The following is a 20,319-nucleotide window of genomic DNA, read 5'->3' as shown; positions in this document are numbered from 1 at the left end:
CTTAAAACTGCGACATGCTCGTCGGGATCGTCAAGCCGCCCAAGCGGCACAATGAGATATCGCACCTATTGGTACACGGACGCGAAGACCGTCCGATCAGTTTCGACCGCAACTCGCTGGCATTTCGGCTCGTACTTCAAATACGGGAAGAAACCCACAAGACTGCGGTCGAGTTTCACCGTAAACGCCGTGAGAAACGCGACTTCACCTCCGAACTTTCAGCGATCCCGGGTATAGGTGAAAAGCGTAAGATGAAGTTGCTTAAAGAATTTGGCTCGATCGAACGAATAGCAAAAGCCACGGTCGACCAATTAAGACCCTTTGTTGGGAACCGCGCGGCGAATGACATTTTCATGCATTTTGAGAACCAACGAAAGGCAGTTGGCAAACCCTCGGAAGATTAGGGCTCTTCACATTCGATCGTTCGAACACGGGTAAACAGTTTTCTGAATTCCTTCTCGTGCGATCCATCACTGGCGCCTTCGTCACGTTCGATCTCTGCATTTGCACAATTTCCCCAACCGAATCCCATTACTTCAACGACCGCGAATTTTATGCGATCCGGAGATGCCATTTGTTCATCAAAGATGCGTTTTAGCCTGCCCGGATCGGCATTATTGCTTCTCGAGTTCATATTCACATCCAGCCAAACCTTCAGGAGGGTGTCATCTCGGGCAATTAGCGGCTCAACGTATTTAGCTTTACAAGCAGGTGCAGCAGGGTAATCTCTCAATACCTTCGGATCAGTATAGGCGAGTGCTTTTGTTTTCTGATGTCGATAAACCTGGTCCAGCTCTTTCAGTTGTGCTGCCTTAACATTCTGCCAATACGGAAGCGGCACCACCTCGAGCGATTCGATCTCTGCCCGCTTCGCACGGTACTCGGCATCAAGTGCAGGAACATCGATCGATTCGATGTCTTCCCACTTCCACACCCACGGACCTTTCGAAAGATAAGCGTTTGCTCCGTTCAGCAACTTCAGCGTATCTCGAAGCTGTTTTTCTGTATATTTCCGTGAATCGTACGTGCCTGAAAATGTGCACATCTCGGTGTCCCAACGAAATGTCTTTATCTGCCCGGATACTGCAGATGTGCCCAACAGCAACACTAAAATGAACCAAACGAACAAAGATGCTCGCACTAGCCAAAATTGGTAATGTCCCATAGACTAAATTGAAACAACACTAATTTATCTGGTCAAGAAAAATATTGCACATATGCGCTCTTAAAGTAACTCCTAGTAAAGATGATCCGCATCGAGCCTGTCGATACCCAATTGGCTATCTGACGAGACTATGAGTCATTGAATATTCAAAATTTTATGCGATAAATCCAACTTTTTGGATAGCCTGCCGGATCTTCAACAAAAAACCCCGCGAATTGTTGACTTTTTACGGTGGTTGGTCATTTTTGACTAATGGAACGTATTTGGCCTACTGCGCAAGCGAGTTTCGATTTAACTTCTTTGTAACTTGAATCAAATCTGCCCGAATGCGGTCATTTGTCGGGCAAAAAGATGAAAAATCCAACCAAATCGACAATCGGAGGTTCCCAAAATATGTTTCGAAAACAATTAGTTTTCCTTAGCTCGATGTTGCTCTCGTTTGCATTCATCGGCTTGTTGTTTTCGGCAGTTGAGGCGCAGGTTACCACTGCCTCGATGACCGGGCGTGTGGTTGACGCCAATGGTAATGTCGTGGCAGGTGCAAAGGTAGTGGTCACCAACCGCGGCACCGGCGCCGAACGCACAACAACAACTGGTAACGATGGCGAGTTCGTCGTAACCAGCTTACCGCCAGGACGCTACAACGTTTCGGCGGAGGCACAATCATTTAGCCGCTCTCTCATCGAAGATGTAGAGTTGAACGTCGGCTCACGTCAGAATGTGAATTTCACACTCCAACCGGGCAGCATTGAAGAAACGGTAACGATCACGACGACCCCGCCGTTGGTCGAAACGACCCGGTCCGAATTGGATACGTCTATCAGCCCAAAGGAAATTGAAAATCTTCCGCCTATGCAAATCAAGTTGGCAACTCGGCTGAGCTTCGTCGAATGCCCGTTGAGTAACCTGCGAAGGCAGGTTTGGTCTGTGTAGGCGTGGCTTTAGCCGCCTGATTGGGCACAAACTCAGGATGAGATTAAATGCACTGCGCTACTTCTGCCTGACTCAGGAGAGTATGAAGATTTACCACTTCACCGACTACAACAATGGCAGGTGCTTCAAACTGGTTGCTAATCGCCTGCTCTACAATCGTCGCTAACGTACCCAGCAACGTTTCCTGCTCTGGTCGCGTGCCCCAGCGAACTAGCGCAACCGGCGTTTCAGAACTGAGTCCTGCCGTTGTGAGTTGCTCCACAATGTAACCCAAATTGTGAATACCCATGTAAACCACAATCGTTTCTGAGGCATGGGCAATGGCCTGCCAGTTGACTTGAGGCCGATATTTTCCGACTGATTCATGGCCGGTGACAAACGTAACCGAAGAACTATACCGGCGATGAGTTAAGGGAATACCTGCGTAGGCAGGAGCTGCAATACCAGAAGTGATGCCTGGAACTACTTCTACGGATACACCGGCATAAATCAAATCCTCCATTTCCTCACCACCCCGACCAAACACAAACGGATCGCCGCCTTTGAGTCGCACCACGACCGCATGAGTTTTGGCTTTCTCGATCAAAAGCTGGGTGGTTTCCTCCTGGGGCAACGAGTGCCGTCCCCGCCGTTTTCCGGCATTGATCTGTTCGGCTTGGGGGTTGATCATCGCCAGAATCGCTGGGCTAACCAGAGCATCGTAGATTACAACATCGGCATGTTCGAGCAGCACTTTTGCCTTTAGGGTCAGCAAACCGGGATCGCCAGGACCGGCACCAACCAGGTACACTTTGCCAGCATAGAAATGATGAGATGAGGTAGAAAATTGATCAGACAGAACCGCACGATTCATGGGTGGCAAATTAGGATAGGAGGACGCTAACGCAGACGCAGGCAGACTGTTAAAGGATTTATTTGCAAGCAGATGGTTCAAACTAGCAGCAAATTGCAGACAGGCAGCATTGGCTCAGCCAAGGAATAGCAGGTGTAAAGGAATGCTAAATGGGCGAAACCAAGTAGCTCGCTGCTCTGAGAAGCGCTGTAAGCTGTAGCGGCCATCAATGATTTGATAGTGACTATTGATAGTGACTAATGAGCGATTAATGACTGTAGGTGGTGACTGTAGGCGGTGAGTGTGGATGATGACTGTAGGTGGGAACAGAAGTGGCCGTCTATTTATTCGTCTTACTTCAAGGTATTAAGTCTGCTTCAGAAAACCAGTAGTCATCGCTACAGTTTCGTTGAGATTTATGAAGGTTTTGCATTCATATATCCTGATTTTGCATTTTCGCCAGAATTATCCAAAATAGGCTAGATTTCAGACAGCTTTGAGGAGCCGCCATGCCCCGGAATGTCACCCCTGCTATGCTCGACACCAAAACGCCTCCAGATGTGATTATTCGCGCCGAGGCTCGCCGTCCTGTCACCGATCCCACGCTAGGAATTCCGGTTCAAGTGGATTGGTCGGGTCGGCCCCGCCATCGCCTGGTCACGATTGGTGATTCCCTCACCCAAGGCTTTCAGAGTGGCGCTATTTTTAATACCCACCTGTCCTATCCGGCTCTGATTGCCCAGGAATTGGGGGGGACAACCTTCCGGTTTCCCAGCTATGGTGGACCGGGTGACGGCCTGCCCTTGAACCTAGAGCGATTGGTGCGCGAGCTAGAGAAGCGCTTTGGCGACACGCTAGACTGGTGGGAGTTTGCGCCTGGTCTAATTGTGGTGCGCGAGTTTCTCGACCAGGTGGAGGACTACTGGGAGCGGGGAGAAGGCTCGGTTTTACCGGACCCCCAGCAGCCGATGAATCACAATCTGGCGGTTTATGGCTGGGATCTGCGCAATACCCTCTCGCGCAATGCCGATCTCTGTTTGGATGTGATCGAAGCCAATCCACCGCAGGATGACTTTTTGAATCAAATTCCGATCTTGGGCCGCCCGGTCGCGGGCACGCGCTAATCCAACTTCTACATTCACATCGAGCCAGAAGGTGAGGTCGCTTTGTAGGCCGTTGGTGGCAATTTGATTGAGCTGATCGATCAGCAGTCGATTCAAGCCACGACCATAGCCCTGATAGGCCACCGTGGAATCAGTGTAGCGGTCACAGAGAATAACCGCTCCGGTGGCCAACAGCGGCTTAAGGAACGTTTCTACATGCTGGGCACGGTCAGCCGCATAGAGCAGCAGTTCGGTCCGGTCTGGAATCGCTTCGTCACTGGGCTGGAGCAGTAACTGCCGCAGGGTTTTACCGATGGGCGTTCCGCCCGGTTCGCGGGTTGTAATAACTTGAGAAACCTGGTTCTGCTGCCGGAGGCGAGCAATCACAGGACTGCTCAGCAACCAAGCTCGCGTTTGCTCAATTTGGGTGGTCTTGCCCGATCCTTCTACCCCTTCAAAAACAATGAACTTTCCTGGCATGGCACATAGAATAATTTGAACAAGAGCAGATTTGATATCAAACTTTCTGATCGACTCTACCGAACTGAGTATAGAAGCTAAGATAGGAAGAACGGTCGCACGACGACCGAGCCTGGGATGGTCTTACCGCAAATGCGGAATTTGTTACGCTTGCATCTTGACGTCAGGTAGAAATTCCGGTTGGGTAAGATCAGACGGTTGCACAGCTAGACATCCGGGGTTGCCTATGGCTCGTTACACTAGTCTATTCACTGTGTCGGTATCCTTTGACCGTTTGCGGCAGATGCTGACTGATATTCTCCGCTCCTGCCGGATGGATGTGATTTACTCAACAGAAGACTATTTGGTGGCTCGTGAAGTCCCCGGTGGTGTCTCGTTTGCCAAGCTAGTGACGGTAGAAGTGCTGATTGATCGGTTTGCGTCGCCTGAGGCGGAAGTTCGCATGAGTTTCGTGGTTAAAAACGAGGAGCTACCGCTGCAAAGCAATAATCATTGCCGCGATATGTTCAACTTGGTGAATCGAGCCGTTGTTGAGAATCGCCAGTGGCATTTAATCAACAGCGCGGCCAGTTGAACTATTTGGAGGACGGCGTGCATCTTCCTGGAAAGTCTCCAATCGAGGTCGTGCAGCAACAGTTGGATGCCGTTCTCCACTCTCTTTCGAATCCAGAGCTATCTGCGGCTGAGCGAGCGGCTGCCGTGGCAGAAGTGAGACGGCTATTTGAGCTACTGACTGGCTCTCAAACAGCAGTTCATCCATCTGAACCACTGATGCTCCAGCACCAGTACCAACATCAGTATCAGCACCAGTATCAGCACCAGCATGAACAACTGCTGAACCAATATCAGCACGAGCGCCAACTGATGCAGATCACTCAGAAACTGCGGCAGTCGCTAAATCCGCAAGAGATTTTGGCTCAAACTGCTGTGGCAGCTCAGCAATTGCTCCAGGCTGATCATGCGGTGGTGTATCAGTTGGTTGATGATTGGATTTATGATCCTGCCAAAACCCAGACGAATCCTCAAACCATTCCTGTAACAGACTCTGTGGCCGCGACCATTGTGACTGCAACTCCTAGCTCAGCTAAAACACGGCTAGGCACCACGCTAAACACCGCGCAAGTGAGCGAACTCGTTGCCTTTTGTCAGCAGGACATTCCGCTCGGATTTGATGGAAGTAGTGCTCCTATTCCTCCAGCCTTAGTACCGCTGGTACAGCCGGGAATGGCTTTGCTAACGGCTCTGATTCAGCGAGTAAACAAGATTTCGGGCCTGATTGTGGTCTATCAGCAGAGCCAACGGATTTGGCAGTGGTTTGAGATCGACACTCTTCAGCAAGTGGCCCAGGAGGCCGCAATTGCGTTACAGCATTCAGAACTCTATCAGCAGGCATACCGGCTGAACTTGGATTTGGAACGGGAGGTGCAGCAGCGCACAGAGCAGTTGAAAAAGGCGCTGGACTATGAGTCGATGCTAAAACGCATCACTGAGCGCGTGCGAGACTCTCTAGTGAAGAAGGCCCCGTAGCGCGGTTACGAGGCAGCCATGAGCAGACCCTGAGCTTTATCTACAACAAAGCCTTAGAAAACCGGGCACGAGTCGATCGGGCACCGGATGTGCAGCCCCGCGTCCGTCACCGCAGTTCCGAAAAACGCCCCAATCCCTATGGCCAATTGGAAGGCAAAGTCGTAATTTTTGGCGGCCATGACCGGCTGGAAACCGCCATTCGCAATCGCCTGCGAGATGCCAACGTCAACCTGGTTTGGTGTACGGCTCAAGCGGGTCCGCAGATCGCCGAACAGGCCGAGACCCACATTGCCAATGCCGATCTGATTCTGATTCTCACTGGCTATACCAGCCATAAACTCACCGATAAAGCCATTCACGCTGCTCAGCGGGCCGGTAAACCTACCGAAATGATCAACACTACCGGCGTAGTCCGAGTCCTAGAAGCGATTGAGTACGGCCTCAAAACCAAACAGCTGGCGCGCCGCCTCAATCATTTTTCTAAACCTGCTTAGCGCTGGCGTCTTAAATTTCTCTTACGCTCGGCTGTCCATCTTTTACTTCGCCCACCAGAATAATATCGGCCACGTTGACGAACAAGCCGTTATCTAGAACGCCGGGAATGTTGTTGAGGGTTTTCTCCATCTCGGCAGGATTGTCGATAGCGTCGAACTTGACATCAATAATCATGTTGCCTTGGTCGGTGATGACGGGACCATCTTTTTTGACTGCCATGCGCAGCTCAGGGATGCCGCCCAGCTTCTCGACCGCTTTGGTCACAGGTGAAATGGCGACTGGCAATACTTCTAGGGGTAGGGGAAAGGTAGACCCAAGCCGCTCCACTAGCTTGGAGCTATCCACAACTACAATAAACAAATCGGCTAACGAATCGACGATTTTTTCTCTGGTGTGAGCCGCACCGCCACCTTTGATCAGGTTTTTGTTGGGATCCACTTCATCGGCCCCGTCGATGGCGATGTCGATTTTGTCAATTTCATCGAGAGTTGTGAGGGGAATGCCATACTGCTTAGCCAACACCGATGCCTGGAAGGAGGTGGGAATGCCTTTAATGTCTTTCAGCTCCCCAGATTTGAGCCGCTCTCCCAGAAATTGAATCGCAAAGGCCGTGGTTGAACCCGTTCCCAAGCCCACAATTGAGCCATACTGCACTCGGTTCGCGGCGGCTCTGCCAACTTCTTGTTTCATCAACTTGACGGGATCGAGTCCTGCGGTCATGACAAATTTTCCTCCAATAAGTCTGCGAATTAAGTCTGCGAATTAAGTCTGCGAATTAAGTCTACAGATACGACTAACGGTTTCTAGCCCTAACTAGCATGACTTAAAAGGACTCCCAGCTCAATCTAAGTGAGTAAATTTGCCGCAGAAATTTTGTTGACTGGTAGCTAGACCCATGCGCCTGCTCTAGAAATCTTCACCCAGAGTCCACAGGTATTCCCCTGAATTGGATTGGTTCGGCTTGTAGGAATGAAGTAGGGGAAGGGCTATTCTACCCTGGCTGGCTTGGCTAGCCTGTCTAGATTTTTGTCTGATATCGATTATTGGATCAGGAATGGGCTTGAGCATGGAACTCGATCAAGATAGCAGTGCTGCTAATTTGGAACTTTTGATTCGGGAGGTTGAAACGGTTAGTCCCAACCTGATCAGTCCGAGCGGGATGCTCTCGCTGCAAGACACGCAGCCAAAGGAACTAACCGGAGTTGTATCCCAACAGCTTAACTTCACCTATTGGCGCAATCAGGGTGACGCACTGCTGGAAGCCGGAGAATGGCAAAAGGCCATTGCTAGCTACACTCAGGCCATCAAGTTCGACCCCAACGACCGCGCCGTTTTACAGGCTTACTGTTTTGCCCTCGATCGGCTGGGACGCCACGAGGACGTGATCAAAGGCTATGAGCGCATCCTGAAAAAACGCCCCAAAGATGCCCTCACCTGGTATAACCGAGGCGTAGCCCTGCGACGGCTGCAACGCCAGCAAGAAGCGCTCAAGGGTGAAACGATTGCCATCTCCAACGAGTGCCCCAAGAACGGGCCAATGCACCTGAAAACTCAGAACTGAAAACTCTAGAAACTAAAACCTCTAAAAGCAAGTTCTAGTGGGCAGAGCCGTTGCCATGATAGTTATCCGTATCGTAGAAGCCGTTACGGGTACCAAAGAACAAACAAGCAATGATGAAAACGGGAGTTAGGGCCAACAAAATCAGTTTTACATCCATGATTTCGAGAAAGTCTTTAAGATTGGGTGTTCAGTTTTAGTTAAGCGGGTGGGCTAAATTCAGTCCCATAGTCCAAATTCAATTCGATTTTGAACCACAAACCGACCGAATTGGCTTGTGTACTAACATTCTTTAGAATTCGGCTGAATTTAGCAAGGGAATCCGGTAGAAAAATCGCTGGATCTACCTTTTGATATCGAGCTTTACCTATGAATTCACTAGATGATGCTCAATCGCAAAGCGCACTAGCTCGGCCCGATTATTGGTCTGGGTTTTGCGCAGAAGGCTGCTGACATATTTTTCTACTGTGCGAGGGCTGAGGTGGAGCCGATCGGCAATCTGCACGTTTGATAGGCATTCGACTAAGACTGCCAACACTTCCTGCTCACGAGTTGTCAGTTCTAGCGTCACCGTCGCCATAGCGGCTGTCTTTTTCTCAAACGTTGTTACTGGTTCAGTTTCATGAGTTTCAGGGCCAACCGACTCAACCGAACGCAGCCGCAGCCGCCACTCGGATTCAATCATTTGCGAGCGCTCTAGCAAATTCCGTACAACTGCACCCAGTTCTGCCAATTCAAATGGTTTGGGCAAATAGGCATCGCAACCTAACTGATAGCCCCGAATCCGTTCTTCGGTGTTGGTGCGAGCTGTCAAGAAGATCACCGGCAGCAAGCGAAATGCAGGCTGACAGCGTACCTGCCGAATAAACTCGTACCCATCCAGTAACGGCATCATAATGTCCGTCACAATCAGATGCGGTTGATACTGGCCGACCATTTCCAGAGCTTTTTGCCCATTTTCAGCCGTAATTACCGCATAGCCCAATATCGTGAGGTAGTCACTGACGGAGAGGCGCGTGCCCAAATCATCGTCAGCCACAAGAATCGTTAGGGGCATGGAAATTCATCAGTCCTACTTACCCTATTGTCGCTCAACTTCTGGTTGCTTGATTGCTAAACCTAAAGCTGGGCAATCAGCTGTTACAAGGTTGCCGGTTTTGAATTTACAGCTGTTTTTCAGCATAACGGCCAATTCATCGGCAGCAAATCTCCTAATCTCGCGGTTACAGCTAAGTTACAGCTAAATGGACGGGATAAGAACTGACACACTGGTTTTGGAGCCAGATTGACCCAACCGTGAAAATAGGAGCGTTTAGCTAGCCGAGGTCAAACAAAAATTTAGAATTCTTTATACAAATTACTAAATGGTAGTATCTAGTTGGTTGTGAGTGGTGTGCTTTTTATTGTGGTGGTGTAGGAGACAGCAGGAGTGCAAATCAACTCGTTGAATGGACAACCAAATGGGTCGGGACAGCGTCATCATCTAGAGCCAATCCGGATTGGCGTCATTGGCGTGGGCAATATGGGGCAGCATCACACGCGCGTCCTCAGCCTCCTCAAGGATGTAGAGTTGGTTGGGATTGCCGATGTGAATGTGGAGCGTGGGTTAGATACGGCTAGCAAATATCGAGTCAAGTTTTTTGAGCACTATCAGGATCTACTGCCCTATGTGGATGCGGTCTGCATTGCGGTACCTACCCGGTTGCATTATGCCGTTGGCATGGCCTGTTTGCAGTCGGGTAAACATGTGCTGATCGAGAAGCCAATTGCAGCGAGCATCACCGAGGCAGAAACCTTGGTCAACGCTGCGGCTGAATCCCATCGGATTCTCCAGGTCGGTCACATCGAACGGTTTAATCCAGCCTTTCAAGAGCTGCACAAGGTACTCAAAACCGAGGAGATGCTAGCGCTAGAGGCTCACCGGATGAGTCCCTATTCGGAGGGCAAAAGGTCGATGACGGCCTTTTTACGAAGCCAACCGCCTGACCTAGTGGTTCTATCAACATTTATTTGCAACCTTTCATAGCGAAAGGAGTGGAATCGGTCGTGCTCCCCCATAAATGAAAAGGAGATAGACCGATGTTTTCAAGAAAACTAACTGCACTCTTAGTGCTCTTTTTTATGGCCGCATTTCCGGCCATTGCCCAGAACGCCGCATCTGCGAATTCCGATAAACTCTATGAGGTAGAGCTCTACTTACTTGCCGAGTTGCCGGAAGATGGCAAAAGGCCTGAACTTCCATCCGCGCTTTCCGGCGTTGCTTCTTCTATTCGTCAAAAATATGGAAAGAACCGTATCGGCGTTGTTGACCGCTACTTTACGGTAATTGCTCACGGCGGCACGTACGACCATCGCAGTATTCTGCGGATCGGCAACCATGGTTCTTCGCCTCGTCGGGGATTTGCCGAGATACGATTCGGAAGTGTCGGAGAAACGGCTGCCGCGGATGGCCGCGGTGCCCTCGCGATGCGTTCGTTCCGATTTGTTGCAAGGCTGCCGGTACGTGTGCCGATCGCACGTTCAGATGACAAACCGCCGATAGATACTTTTGTCAATGAATCAGTTTATACAAGTATCGATCGTTTGGTTTTTGCGGAGAACACACCGACTATCGTCTCAACACTCAATACATCAGATTCTGACACGCTCTTTCTTGTGATGAGCATGCGAAGGATTTCGAAATAATTCAAACTATCCAATATAAATGCAACTCAACCCCGCAATTGGCGTGAAAGCTATTGTGGGGTTAGAAACTGGATGAGCTAAGAAAAGTGTTGTACAAAGGTTTGAATGTATGCCTTTCGACAAGATCGGACGCAGTGGCCCGGAGGTACATCAAAGCTACGTGGCTAATGCGAAACTTTCCGACCACGCCCTTATCGAGGCGACTAAGAACGGGGATGACGATGCATTCTCTGAGATAGTCGGGCGCTATAAGAGTCCGATAACCAACTATCTGTACAGATTTTTGAACGATTACGAAGAGGCTGTGGATCTGGCACAGGAGACCTTTGTCCGCGTCTATTTTGCGATAGAGCGCTATCACACGAAGTTCGCGTTCTCGACATATATCTACCGGATCGCGACAAATCTTGCTATAAGCGAGATCCGAAAGAGGAAACGCCGAAAGCTGCTATCACTGACCGGACTTAGTATGTCTGACCCTGACGAGATGGCGGAGTTCCAGCCACGCGATGAAAGGCCGCTTCCAGAAGAGGAACTTATCGAGGATGAAAGAGCAAGAATGATCGCAAAGGCTATCTATTCGTTGCCGTTGAGATATAAGGCGCCGATAATTCTTCGTGATATCGAAGGTCTGAGTTATGAAGAGGTCGCTGCCGTGATGGAGCTTGGACTCGGAACGACAAAATCAAGGATAAGCCGAGCCCGCGGGCTTTTACGGGAAAAGCTGGACGGGCAAATATGAGGCAGAAATGATTAACCGGAGACAGGATAACAGTAAAGACGTCGATGCCGGCATCACCAACGCACTTCGGGAATTGCCGCGGATCGAAGCCCCGGCCGGATTCCAGACCGCGGTCGCCGATCGTATAAGGCGAAAAGAATCAAGGCAGGGTTTCCCGTGGTTGGTGCCGGCGGCAGTCACTATGTGTGCCTTGATCGTATTTGTTTTGGTCGGCCTTTACGTTTTGAACAATGAAAGCAGCACTCCGCAGATCAGTTCTGCGAGCAATGGATCCGGAATCGAGAAGGAGGTCGCAAGCGATTCAGCTACCGCCACCGATCCGAATGCGACGGACATTCCCAATGATCTTGGTAATTCCGTGCTTGAAGTTCCGCCAGCAACTATGTCGGCAAACCGCTCGACAGCTGACAAAGCTCGTCAGACCCGGAGAGAGACTGCGGCAACTCCGACCCGACCTGGGCAAGAACTCGGCGGATCCATCGAGCGTGCCGCAAATCCCGCTCGCGATCCGATCATGCCGATCTTTCCAGAAAAGGATGTCGAAATCCTCTGTGCGCCAGTTTGGCGTCCAGCCTCCTTGATATCTTCTTCCACCTCGCTCGCAGCCCCCCACATATTCGGAACAACAAAGTTAAAGCGGACATACCTCAGTATGTTATTATGTCTTTCGGAAAATTCCCAAAAATCTTTTGAATCAAACAGAGGCTCAACTTCAATCACATAAGGTGCATCGTCGCGATTGTTCAAACTCGCCACAAGGTGTCGTATTAGAGATTCTGGTTTTCCAACTACATCATTTTCTACAGCACCTTTCTGGCCATCTTCATGATCTAGAGGGTCAACAACGACATAAGCCCCCTGCCATTCTCTCGCTGTGAACTCGAGACCGCCGTCATCTGGTGCTTGATGAGCGACATGATTCACTTCTCGTTGAATTACTCCAAGTATAAGATGTTCATGAATTTCAACCGGGACCCAATGAAGATCCTTTCCGCCCCAATAGTGAAATGTAAATCTGTCTTTAAGACTATATCGAATCCAATCCGCCCGTGTTCCGATGAACTCCCCGAGCCTTGACTGCGCTGGCTTTAGAAGAGACATATGGAAGAGAGTAAATTTCCTTCTGACGCTTGGCATCTTTATATTCCCTGATATTCAACGACTCACGATTTTCGGGTGGCAGGGAGATAGGGTGAGGCCGGCAGATCCAACATTATCCAGCGCTATAATCGTTTGTCTACCGAGGCTTCATGTCGGACATAGCCTGGCACTCCTTTGGCATTTTGTTGGTGTGAGGCGCTTGGGGGTTCCCCCGACGCGGCTTGGTGTGATTCATGGGTGGTCGGCTTGGTGGAGGGCCGACTATGGCGGAGTGGCGTGGCGATCTCGAGGCGTGGCTTGCGCCGTTTCTGGAGGTGCTGGGCCACGCGGCGCGGCGGCGGGTCTGTCCGGCCTATGTGGCGGGGCTGATCGAGGTCGGCGAGCGCAAGAGCATGCAGCCCATGGCGTTGCGCGACGGCACAGTTGGCTACGACCAGCTGCATCACTTCATCGCCGCCGGAACGTGGGATGCGGCGCCGCTGGAAGCGGCACTCGTGCGCCAGGCGGACCGGCTGCTCGGCGGGGAAGACGCCGTCCTGATCGTGGATGACACGACGCTGCCGAAGAAAGGGGCGCATTCGGTTGGGGTCGCGCCGCAATACGCGGCTGCGCTCGGCAAGACGGCGAACTGCCAGACGCTTGTCTCCTTGACCCTGGCTGCGCGTGAGGTCCCCGTGGTGGTGGGGCTTCAGCTGTTCCTGCCTGCGAGCTGGACGCGCGATCCAGAACGCCTGATCCGCGCCGGTGTGCCACAGGAGTGGCGCGTCCCCCGCACCAAGCCCGAGATTGCGCTTGCGGAGATCGACCGGCTGCGCGCGACGGGTCTCTCCTTCGGCTGCGTGCTGGCCGATGCCGGCTACGGCCTGTCCGCTCCGTTCCGCCAAGGGTTGAGCGCGAGAGGGCTCGCTTGGGCGGTCGGCATCCCGCACAAGCAGAAGGTCTATCCCGCCGACGTGACGATGATCTTTCCCCTCGCCAGCCGCGGCAGGCCCCGCAAACGTCACATCCCTGACGTTCCTTCGGTCCCGGCGCAGACCATGCTGGAGAACGCGACGTGGCGCACCCTCAGCTGGCGCTGCGGGCGGAAGGGAAAGCTCAGTGCCCGTTTCGCCGCGCTGCGGGTGCGTGTCGCTGACGGCGAGCCGCAGCGGATCGGCGCTCTCGGCGCGCAGCATCTGCCCGGCGAGGAGGTTTGGCTGATCGGCGAGCACCGGCGCTCCGGCGAGCGGAAATACCATCTCTCCAACCTTCCGGCCGACGCATCGCTGCGGCGTCTCGCAGCAACGATCAAAGCGCGATGGGCCTGCGAACAGGCCCATCAGCAGATGAAAGAGGAACTCGGCCTCGATCACTTCGAAGGGCGATCCTGGCAGGGCCTACATCGCCACGCCCTGATGACCATGATCGCCTTCCTCTTCCTTCAGTCCCGCCGCCATTGAGCGCTCCGTTTGACGGACAGCTTTGGGCAACGAACTGGAACGTTCAATCCAACGCCACACGCATCAGGGCGGTTACCGCGGCAGTAGATCGAAACACGAGGAACTTTTTTGCTGATCCTGCAGCTGCATACGCCTCGTTCCGCAACGCTTACCCTGGTGAGACGGGTGAACGGAATGTTTTCAGGCTTCCGGGATACCAGTCACTGGATATGGGACTTTCAAAGTCTGTAACGATGCCATGGTCAGAAAACCATAAGTTCCAGTTCCGTTTTGAAGTATTCAATATTACCAATACACAGTACTTCAGCGCAGGAAACTTTACTCGTTCGAGTTATGGTCTGGGGTCAGATGCTGACCGCTGTACGCCGGCGAATAATTGTACTGTACCGGGGGACTTTGGCCGTATATTCAACGGTATCCAAGGAACGCCGCGTCGGGTGCAGTTCGGCTTCAGATACGAATTCTAGTATCTGATCAATGTAAAAAAACTTATGCCGGGAGCTTTCTAGTTCCCGGCTTTTTCATATGTCGAAGGATCTAAAGGAATTACTGAGTTCGGAGACTATTTTCCTTTATATATTGTTCAAACTTTTTCCTCTCGGGATGGTCATTTATCTTTTCGAGGAATTTCTTGTATTCCTCGGCCGCTCGATCTTTCAGCCCGGCACCGTTGTATAGAGCGGCAAGCCGCAGATGAAGCTCCGCCTTTTCGATCGGAGCCAGTTCGATGGCCTTGTTCAGATAACCGACTGCAAGCGAGCCCTTCTTGATCTGTAGATATGATTCGCCAAGGAAATGATTAGCATCGGCTGAATTCGGTTCAGCCTCAACTGCCTTCAATAACAATTCAATAGCTTTCTCAAACGATTTACGAGTCATTTCGAGCCGACCATAGTTCAGAAGCGCCGAAGTAAGCGCCGGCTTTAAGGCGAGAGCTTTTTTGTATGCCTCTTCTGCACTTCCGGTCTTTTTCTCAGCCATATAAAGGGTGCCTAGAAGCATCCAGGCGTGATGATCATTCGGATCTTTTGCCAGTAGTGCTTCGAAAGCCGCGATTGCCTCTGAGTTCTTCCCATCTCTCATATGCCGCATCGCCTTATCAAGTGCAGTTTGATTTTCGGTCGTGCGTTTATAGCTGTCTTTTGCAGAGATGACGTTGCCGCGGGCTGACGGGACTCCACCCCGGATCGCACGCCAGTCAATCGAGAAATCTTGCCGTATCTGATCACTTCCTGTTGGCGTTAGAAATGCACGCTGTAATTCCATCCCATCGATCTCTAGAACAAGCGTCGCTCCAGGTACCGCTCGCCTCATAAAGTAAAAATGGCCAGAACTGTTTGCTGGGCGGCGCTCGATCTGTGTTCCTCCACTCACGAGGGAAACAAATATGATTGGACGCTTTGCATTTCGATCAAAATTTTCCAGCACGACGCGACCATATATAACAGGTTGGCCAATAGCTATCGGTAAGCCGGTTATCTCTCGGACCTCATCAACTTGTGCCAGAAGATTAGAACTTACCGAGAACAGAAATGAGAACAAGACTAAGATCCGGAATACTTGAGAGAGGTTCATTGAGGTGCTCCTTAAAGGTACTAATATGGAAGAGTAGCCTGATTCTTCAGGAATCGCCGAACATTGTCAAGGAAAAGATCTTTTCCTAACGCGATGCGAAGGCGTCATTGCCGGTGATTTCAGAAAGGTGACGGGTGTCGTTAATGGCGAGGACGCGGATGTTGTTCTTGCCGCGGATCTCAAAGCGATTGATGCCGCAATTTGAGGTTACAAGCCAAGGGGTTTGTTTAGTATCAGGACGGATCGCACCCATCAGGTGAAGGGTCATAAAGCAGATCGCACCCGTGTGGGAGAATATGGCGATCCGCTGGCCCGGATGTCGTCTTAATATGTTCGAAAGCTCGCTGGTTGTTCGGCGGAGGAGGTCCCGATAGCTTTCGCCATTAGTTATTTTATGATGGACATTTCTGCGTACAAGCGCTAAGTAGTCATCGGCAATAAAGCCAACGCCGCAGGCATCCCTTTCTTCTATAAGCCACGGCTGACCAGCATAACCAACTTGTCCCTGATTGTTCCATTGACTTTGATTCACGCTTGTATTACCCCCACGAGGTGACAAATTCACTTAAACCGGATGCAATTCTTTTTGAACTTATTTAACGAATAACTTAGGAAAAAAGCTTCACTAACGCTTACCAATACTTACCAATCTTTCACGATTTGCAGTCAGAACGAAGACTAAAATAGCGCTTAGGAATTGTTCAAATCTGGTTGCACAAACGCCACCAACCAGAGCCAATCACCGGAGCCAACCGTTGTTCAGGCATTGGCACGATTCCAAGCTATTGCATGTAAAGTGGGTCACAAATTAAAGCTGGTGTAAGGTTACGAGAGAACAATTAACTGGAGTTGCTTCAGCCACACTCCTTGAAATCGACTCTCTGGAATTTAGAATTAGATGACCCTTTGCAAAAGCACATCTTGTCAAGCCAATTGCTTAACCAAGAGCAACACTATGAAAAGGACAGAGTAAAAATATTATAAAAATTTGTTTCACCTTGGCAATCCCTCGGGCCTAGGCTCAATCAATCATTTTTGGTTGCATTTTCGAATTTGTGGGTTGACTAGCTAGAAAGCTATCCAATCGGTCAATGCCCCAACTCACTCTGCTGCTTACTCCTTAACACTCCTTCAATAACCATGAACGACAGGGTTGTCCTCCTCTTCAATTATGAAACTAATCGCCTAAACAAAGGTGACTACAATAACCGTTTTTTGATAGATGCTTGACATCTGCTGAGAATCGGGCTGATATCAGAATTGCACTTACAGCCTTTTTCAAGCTAGTGAAGTACGAAAAACGGGGTGCAGGGGCAGTGCCCCTGTCTGGGGCCGAAGCCCCACACTCCCATACCTCACATGAGTGAAAAACGCTGTATATTCAGTTGGCAACGATTTGTAAAATCTCTCTCCTCATCCGGGCAAAGGTGGGAAATTCTGGAAAACGAGTACTTAAGCACCTGATCCTTCAGCAAGCAGTACGGACCTCCAGAACTCAAACCCATTTTCATGTTCGATAGCCGTTCGAGCTATGCCGGTTCGCTAGGTTGCGTTTTCGCAGATCACCTAATACCAATATCTGTAACAACACTTACCAGTACCGTTCACTCCTCACACTCGAAGATAAAAACCGTGGTTAGAGCTAGAACTCGTCACCATCGTCGATTACGGCATCGTCGATTTCAAAACACCTATCTCCCCCATTCTTCTCCCCTAGGCCGATTTAGACTCGTACTCCTCTCGCCCCTAGTGGTCGTCGCCCTTTCCCTGACGTTCAATAAGCAGCAGGGCAATGCTGAACCGTTTCAAAACTTTGTGCTGTCTCCAGCGGCTCACAGTCCGGCTTGGGTCCCCACGTTGGCTCAGGCTTCGATTCCGGTCTCTATCACCCGGCACGGTGGACAAATCACCCTGAATGGCCGGAAATTGCAGATTCCTTGGAGCCAGCGGCAGCAAAGTCTGGGCATTGCCGATGCGGGATTGATCGAAGCACTGGGCATCGAGTTGCTTGACACCAGTGATGTCACCCAACAGCCAGTGGAATGGTTCTCAGATCACCGTACTACGCCGTTGAATTTGGCTACCTGGTTAACCAAGCAGTATCGCTATGTCGATATCTCTAAACTAACGCAGCAGTTTGGCTGGCGGGTGCAGGTGCAGGGAGAAGACCTCCAGATTTCTACGCCTGAGGCCCAGGTCAATGCGGTGCGGCAAGGTCCCCAAACTTGGGGAGACCGGGTGGTGATTGACCTGGATCAGGCTGCTCCTTGGCGGGTGAGCGAACAGCAGGGGGAAACAACTGTCACGATTGATGCCCGCCTGAATCCTGCCGTTGCGAGTAGTTTTGCGGCCAAGGCTGGGAAGCAGATCAAGTCGCTGAAGCTGGAGGCTAGTGGCAATCGCACCGTGCTTCGCCTTAGCTATGCCAATGGTCTGCGTCCGCCGGGTTCTCGCAGGTGACGGCGGTCTTTGACGGCGGCGTGGATATCTACTTCGCGCGCCAGCAAGTCGGCGAGCGGCTGCGCGAGGCGGCGGGCGCGCTGCCGCCGGGGGTCGAGACGATCATGGGCCCGATCGCCACGGGGCTGGGCGAGGTGTACATGTACACCGTCGAGTACGAACACCCGCGCGGCCAGGGCGCGACCATCGAGGACGGCAAGGTCGGCTGGCAGTCCGATGGCTCGTACCTCTCGCCCGAAGGGCGGCGGCTGACCACCGAGGTCGAGCTGGCGTCGTATCTGCGCGAGGTTCAGGACTGGATCATCCGCCCGCAGCTCAAGGGCGTGAAGGATGTGGCGGGCGTGGACGCCATCGGCGGGTTCGTCAAGCAGTACCACGTCCAGCCCGATCCGATGAAGCTGGTCTCCTATGGGTTGACGTTCCACAACGTGATCGAGGCGCTGGAGAAGAACAACGTCTCCACCGGCGCGGGGTACGTCGAGCACAAGGGGGAGAGTTACCTCGTTCGCGCCACCGGGCGCATCCAGACCATCGAGGAGATCGAGAGCATCGTCGTCGGAACACGCAGCGGCGTGCCGGTGTACGTGCGCGACGTGGTGGGCGTCAACGGCGTGGGGCTGGGCCGCGAGCTCCGCACCGGCTCGGCCAGCGAGAACGGCGAGGACGTGGTGGTGGGCACGGCCATCATGCTCATCGGGGCCAACAGCCGCACGGTGGCGGCGGCGGTCGATGCCAAAATGGCCGAGATCCAGCGCTCGCTGCCCGCGGGGATCAAGGCCAAGACGGTCCTCAACCGCACCAAGCTCGTGGACGCGACCATCGCCACGGTGCAGAAGAACCTCATCGAGGGCGCGATCCTGGTGATCGTGGTGCTCTTGCTGCTGCTGGGCAACTGGCGGGCCGCGCTCATCTGCTCGCTGGCGATTCCGCTGTCGATGCTTATGACCGCCACGGGCATGGTGCAGAGCAAGGTCAGCGGCAACCTGATGTCGCTGGGGGCGATCGACTTCGGCCTGATCGTCGACGGCGCGGTCATCATCGTGGAGAACTGCCTCAGACGTCTGGCCGAGGAGCAGCACAAGAAGGGCAGGCTGCTCACGCTGCAAGAACGCCTGCACATCGTCTTTGACGCCAGCAAGGAGGTCCGCAAGGCCACCGCCTTCGGCGAGGCGATCATCATCACGGTCTACTTCCCCATCCTCGCGCTCTCGGGCGTCGAGGGCAAGATGTTCCACCCGATGGCCATCACGGTCATCCTCGCGCTCATCGCGGCGTTCATCCTCTCCCTGACCTTCATCCCCGCGATGGTCGCCCTGTGCATCACCGGCAAAGTCACAGAGAAGGACATGTTCCTGATCCGCTGGGCCAAGAAGGTCTACGAGCCGGTGGTCCGCTGGGCGGTCAGGCTCCGCTACGCGGTGGTGATCGGCGCGGTGGTCGCGTTCCTGGGTTCGCTGGCGCTCTTCACGCGCCTCGGGCAGGAGTTTGTCCCCACGCTCGACGAGAAGGACCTGGCCCTGCAGGCACTGCGCATGCCGAGCACTTCGCTCTCGCAGTCCCATGCGATGCAGCAGAGCCTTGAGAAGGCGATCTCCACGCTTCCTGAAGTGGCGTTCATCTTCTCCAAGACGGGTACAGCGGAACTGGCAGCCGACCCGATGCCCCCAAACATCTCAGACACCTTCGTGATCTTCAGGCCAAGGTCCGAGTGGCGGAGCGAGGACGCACTCCGCCGCCTCGCTGCCGAGAAGCGAGAAGAAAATGAACGCGCGGGACTCGGGACGCACCAGGAAGGTGAAGAGGAAGAAGAGGAAGGGCCGAGCTTCGCGGGACACAAAGGCGCGTTGTTGGAGCTGATCCAGGCGATCTCAGCAGCCCAGCCGGGTCAGAACTACGAGTTCACGCAGCCGATCCAGATGCGCTTCAACGAGCTGATCTCCGGCGTGCGCGGCGACGTGGCGGTCAAGGTGTATGGCGACGACTTCGCCGCCATGCAGCTGAAATTGCTTGCCCTGCTGGTTAGCTGGTTTGGTCACGAATCCAGCAGAGGCTTGGCCGTTACTGGCTTTAGAGGCTTGAGCATTTGAGGACTGAATCACAGCTCGTTCGACCGTGAGCGTTTGAGCATCAGCTGTGGTGTAAAGGTCCGGCTTTTCTGACCTTGCAAGATCAGTGGAGAACTCTGAAGACATAGGGAGGAAATTTCAATGAGGGGGAGACTCGG

General features: G+C 52.4%; 20 protein-coding genes and 2 pseudogenes. 14 read left to right on the top strand and 8 right to left on the bottom strand.

Going from position 1 to position 20,319, the window contains the following annotated elements:
• The first annotated feature begins 14 nt into the window (after positions 1–14).
• On the top strand, positions 15–404 hold the full coding sequence (locus JVX88_RS23620) for a helix-hairpin-helix domain-containing protein (RefSeq protein WP_211620780.1): 390 nt from the start codon (positions 15–17) through the stop codon (positions 402–404).
• Here JVX88_RS23620 and JVX88_RS23615 read toward each other — a convergent pair.
• Complete coding sequence (locus JVX88_RS23615) at positions 401–1,165, bottom strand: hypothetical protein (RefSeq protein ID WP_211620777.1); 765 nt, start codon at positions 1,163–1,165, stop codon at positions 401–403. The two genes, JVX88_RS23620 and JVX88_RS23615, sit on opposite strands and share 4 nt — an antisense overlap.
• 393 nt (positions 1,166–1,558) lie before the next feature.
• Here JVX88_RS23615 and JVX88_RS23610 point away from each other — a divergent pair, with 393 nt between their 5' ends.
• On the top strand, positions 1,559–2,098 hold the full coding sequence (locus JVX88_RS23610; protein WP_211620774.1) for a carboxypeptidase-like regulatory domain-containing protein: 540 nt from the start codon (positions 1,559–1,561) through the stop codon (positions 2,096–2,098).
• Positions 2,099–2,141: 43 nt separating this feature from the next.
• Here JVX88_RS23610 and cobA read toward each other — a convergent pair whose 3' ends face one another.
• Together cobA and tmk are read right to left on the bottom strand one after the other, a co-directional pair.
• Entirely contained in the window at positions 2,142–2,951 is an 810-nt protein-coding gene (gene cobA, locus JVX88_RS23605; protein WP_211620771.1) for a uroporphyrinogen-III C-methyltransferase, read from the bottom strand.
• Positions 2,952–3,877: 926 nt separating this feature from the next.
• Positions 3,878–4,513, bottom strand: coding sequence for a dTMP kinase (gene tmk / locus JVX88_RS23600; protein WP_211620768.1), 636 nt, complete (start codon positions 4,511–4,513; stop codon positions 3,878–3,880).
• Between the two features lie 226 nt (positions 4,514–4,739).
• On the opposite strand from tmk, the gene JVX88_RS23595 reads away from it, so the two are divergent.
• The 3 genes from JVX88_RS23595 to JVX88_RS23585 all read left to right on the top strand — a co-directional run bounded on the left by JVX88_RS23595 (position 4,740) and on the right by JVX88_RS23585 (position 6,534).
• A complete protein-coding gene (locus JVX88_RS23595) occupies positions 4,740–5,087 on the top strand; it encodes a hypothetical protein (protein WP_035997616.1) in 348 nt (115 codons plus the stop codon).
• Positions 5,057–6,040: a GAF domain-containing protein gene (locus JVX88_RS23590; RefSeq protein WP_211620765.1), complete on the top strand. Its 984-nt coding sequence runs from the start codon at positions 5,057–5,059 to the stop codon at positions 6,038–6,040. Before JVX88_RS23595 ends, JVX88_RS23590 begins: the two co-directional genes overlap by 31 nt.
• 89 nt (positions 6,041–6,129) lie before the next feature.
• Positions 6,130–6,534 (top strand): DUF2325 domain-containing protein, encoded by a 405-nt coding sequence (locus tag JVX88_RS23585; protein ID WP_225931152.1) that lies wholly within the window; start codon positions 6,130–6,132, stop codon positions 6,532–6,534.
• A 10-nt stretch (positions 6,535–6,544) separates the two neighbouring features.
• On the opposite strand, the gene rpiA is transcribed toward JVX88_RS23585, so the two are convergent.
• The gene (gene rpiA / locus JVX88_RS23580) at positions 6,545–7,255 is read right to left on the bottom strand and encodes a ribose-5-phosphate isomerase RpiA (RefSeq protein WP_211620762.1); all 711 of its coding nucleotides are present in this window, start codon (positions 7,253–7,255) and stop codon (positions 6,545–6,547) included.
• Between the two features lie 346 nt (positions 7,256–7,601).
• Here rpiA and JVX88_RS23575 point away from each other — a divergent pair, with 346 nt between their 5' ends.
• A complete protein-coding gene (locus JVX88_RS23575; protein ID WP_211620760.1) occupies positions 7,602–8,096 on the top strand; it encodes a tetratricopeptide repeat protein in 495 nt (164 codons plus the stop codon).
• Between the two features lie 34 nt (positions 8,097–8,130).
• Here JVX88_RS23575 and JVX88_RS40970 read toward each other — a convergent pair whose 3' ends face one another.
• Together JVX88_RS40970 and JVX88_RS23570 are read right to left on the bottom strand one after the other, a co-directional pair.
• Positions 8,131–8,253 (bottom strand): hypothetical protein, encoded by a 123-nt coding sequence (locus JVX88_RS40970; protein WP_036000008.1) that lies wholly within the window; start codon positions 8,251–8,253, stop codon positions 8,131–8,133.
• Positions 8,254–8,460: 207 nt separating this feature from the next.
• A complete protein-coding gene (locus tag JVX88_RS23570) occupies positions 8,461–9,150 on the bottom strand; it encodes a response regulator transcription factor (RefSeq protein ID WP_211620758.1) in 690 nt (229 codons plus the stop codon).
• A gap of 372 nt (positions 9,151–9,522) precedes the next feature.
• Between JVX88_RS23570 and JVX88_RS23565 the strand changes: the two genes are divergently transcribed.
• The 6 genes and pseudogenes from JVX88_RS23565 to JVX88_RS23540 all read left to right on the top strand — a co-directional run bounded on the left by JVX88_RS23565 (position 9,523) and on the right by JVX88_RS23540 (position 14,527).
• Positions 9,523–10,119, top strand: coding sequence for a Gfo/Idh/MocA family oxidoreductase (locus JVX88_RS23565; protein ID WP_317134417.1), 597 nt, complete (start codon positions 9,523–9,525; stop codon positions 10,117–10,119).
• Positions 10,120–10,172: 53 nt separating this feature from the next.
• A complete protein-coding gene (locus JVX88_RS23560) occupies positions 10,173–10,778 on the top strand; it encodes a hypothetical protein (RefSeq protein ID WP_211620756.1) in 606 nt (201 codons plus the stop codon).
• Positions 10,779–10,887: 109 nt separating this feature from the next.
• The gene (locus JVX88_RS23555; protein ID WP_211620754.1) at positions 10,888–11,520 is read left to right on the top strand and encodes an RNA polymerase sigma factor; all 633 of its coding nucleotides are present in this window, start codon (positions 10,888–10,890) and stop codon (positions 11,518–11,520) included.
• Positions 11,521–11,527: 7 nt separating this feature from the next.
• Positions 11,528–12,244: a hypothetical protein gene (locus JVX88_RS23550; protein WP_211620752.1), complete on the top strand. Its 717-nt coding sequence runs from the start codon at positions 11,528–11,530 to the stop codon at positions 12,242–12,244.
• A gap of 603 nt (positions 12,245–12,847) precedes the next feature.
• Positions 12,848–14,054 (top strand): annotated as a pseudogene (locus tag JVX88_RS23545) (IS701 family transposase); the annotation flags it as partial.
• Between the two features lie 2 nt (positions 14,055–14,056).
• Entirely contained in the window at positions 14,057–14,527 is a 471-nt protein-coding gene (locus tag JVX88_RS23540) for a TonB-dependent receptor (protein WP_211620750.1), read from the top strand.
• 79 nt (positions 14,528–14,606) lie between these two features.
• On the opposite strand, the gene JVX88_RS23535 is transcribed toward JVX88_RS23540, so the two are convergent.
• Positions 14,607–15,635, bottom strand: a complete 1,029-nt coding sequence (locus JVX88_RS23535; protein WP_211620748.1) for a tetratricopeptide repeat protein — start codon at positions 15,633–15,635, stop codon at positions 14,607–14,609.
• 85 nt (positions 15,636–15,720) lie between these two features.
• Positions 15,721–16,167 carry a histidine phosphatase family protein gene (locus JVX88_RS23530; protein WP_211620746.1) on the bottom strand — a complete coding sequence of 149 codons (447 nt, stop codon included), beginning with the start codon at positions 16,165–16,167 and terminating at the stop codon, positions 15,721–15,723.
• A gap of 1,100 nt (positions 16,168–17,267) precedes the next feature.
• On the opposite strand from JVX88_RS23530, the gene JVX88_RS23525 reads away from it, so the two are divergent.
• Complete coding sequence (locus JVX88_RS23525; RefSeq protein ID WP_211620744.1) at positions 17,268–18,095, top strand: hypothetical protein; 828 nt, start codon at positions 17,268–17,270, stop codon at positions 18,093–18,095.
• Positions 18,092–19,768, top strand: a pseudogene (locus tag JVX88_RS23520) (efflux RND transporter permease subunit); the annotation flags it as partial. The gene JVX88_RS23525 and the pseudogene JVX88_RS23520, both read left to right, overlap by 4 nt.
• Between the last annotated feature and the right edge of the window lie 551 nt (positions 19,769–20,319).

The organism is Leptolyngbya sp. 7M, from assembly GCF_018128485.1.
The sequence above is the reverse complement of the archived record's forward strand: the minus strand, read 5'-3'. Positions and strand labels throughout refer to the sequence as shown.

What these genes read in the sequence shown, in the direction of transcription:
- JVX88_RS40970 (WP_036000008.1), bottom strand. Translation starts at nt 8,253, where the DNA reads ATGGATGTAAAACTGATTTTGTTGGCCCTAACTCCCGTTTTCATCATT.
- JVX88_RS23560 (WP_211620756.1), top strand. Translation starts at nt 10,173, where the DNA reads ATGTTTTCAAGAAAACTAACTGCACTCTTAGTGCTCTTTTTTATGGCC.
- JVX88_RS23610 (WP_211620774.1), top strand. Translation starts at nt 1,559, where the DNA reads ATGTTTCGAAAACAATTAGTTTTCCTTAGCTCGATGTTGCTCTCGTTT.
- JVX88_RS23535 (WP_211620748.1), bottom strand. Translation starts at nt 15,635, where the DNA reads ATGAACCTCTCTCAAGTATTCCGGATCTTAGTCTTGTTCTCATTTCTG.
- JVX88_RS23575 (WP_211620760.1), top strand. Translation starts at nt 7,602, where the DNA reads ATGGAACTCGATCAAGATAGCAGTGCTGCTAATTTGGAACTTTTGATT.
- JVX88_RS23570 (WP_211620758.1), bottom strand. Translation starts at nt 9,150, where the DNA reads ATGCCCCTAACGATTCTTGTGGCTGACGATGATTTGGGCACGCGCCTC.
- rpiA (WP_211620762.1), bottom strand. Translation starts at nt 7,255, where the DNA reads ATGACCGCAGGACTCGATCCCGTCAAGTTGATGAAACAAGAAGTTGGC.
- JVX88_RS23595 (WP_035997616.1), top strand. Translation starts at nt 4,740, where the DNA reads ATGGCTCGTTACACTAGTCTATTCACTGTGTCGGTATCCTTTGACCGT.
- JVX88_RS23620 (WP_211620780.1), top strand. Translation starts at nt 15, where the DNA reads ATGCTCGTCGGGATCGTCAAGCCGCCCAAGCGGCACAATGAGATATCG.
- tmk (WP_211620768.1), bottom strand. Translation starts at nt 4,513, where the DNA reads ATGCCAGGAAAGTTCATTGTTTTTGAAGGGGTAGAAGGATCGGGCAAG.
- cobA (WP_211620771.1), bottom strand. Translation starts at nt 2,951, where the DNA reads ATGAATCGTGCGGTTCTGTCTGATCAATTTTCTACCTCATCTCATCAT.
- JVX88_RS23555 (WP_211620754.1), top strand. Translation starts at nt 10,888, where the DNA reads ATGCCTTTCGACAAGATCGGACGCAGTGGCCCGGAGGTACATCAAAGC.
- JVX88_RS23550 (WP_211620752.1), top strand. Translation starts at nt 11,528, where the DNA reads ATGATTAACCGGAGACAGGATAACAGTAAAGACGTCGATGCCGGCATC.
- JVX88_RS23615 (WP_211620777.1), bottom strand. Translation starts at nt 1,165, where the DNA reads ATGGGACATTACCAATTTTGGCTAGTGCGAGCATCTTTGTTCGTTTGG.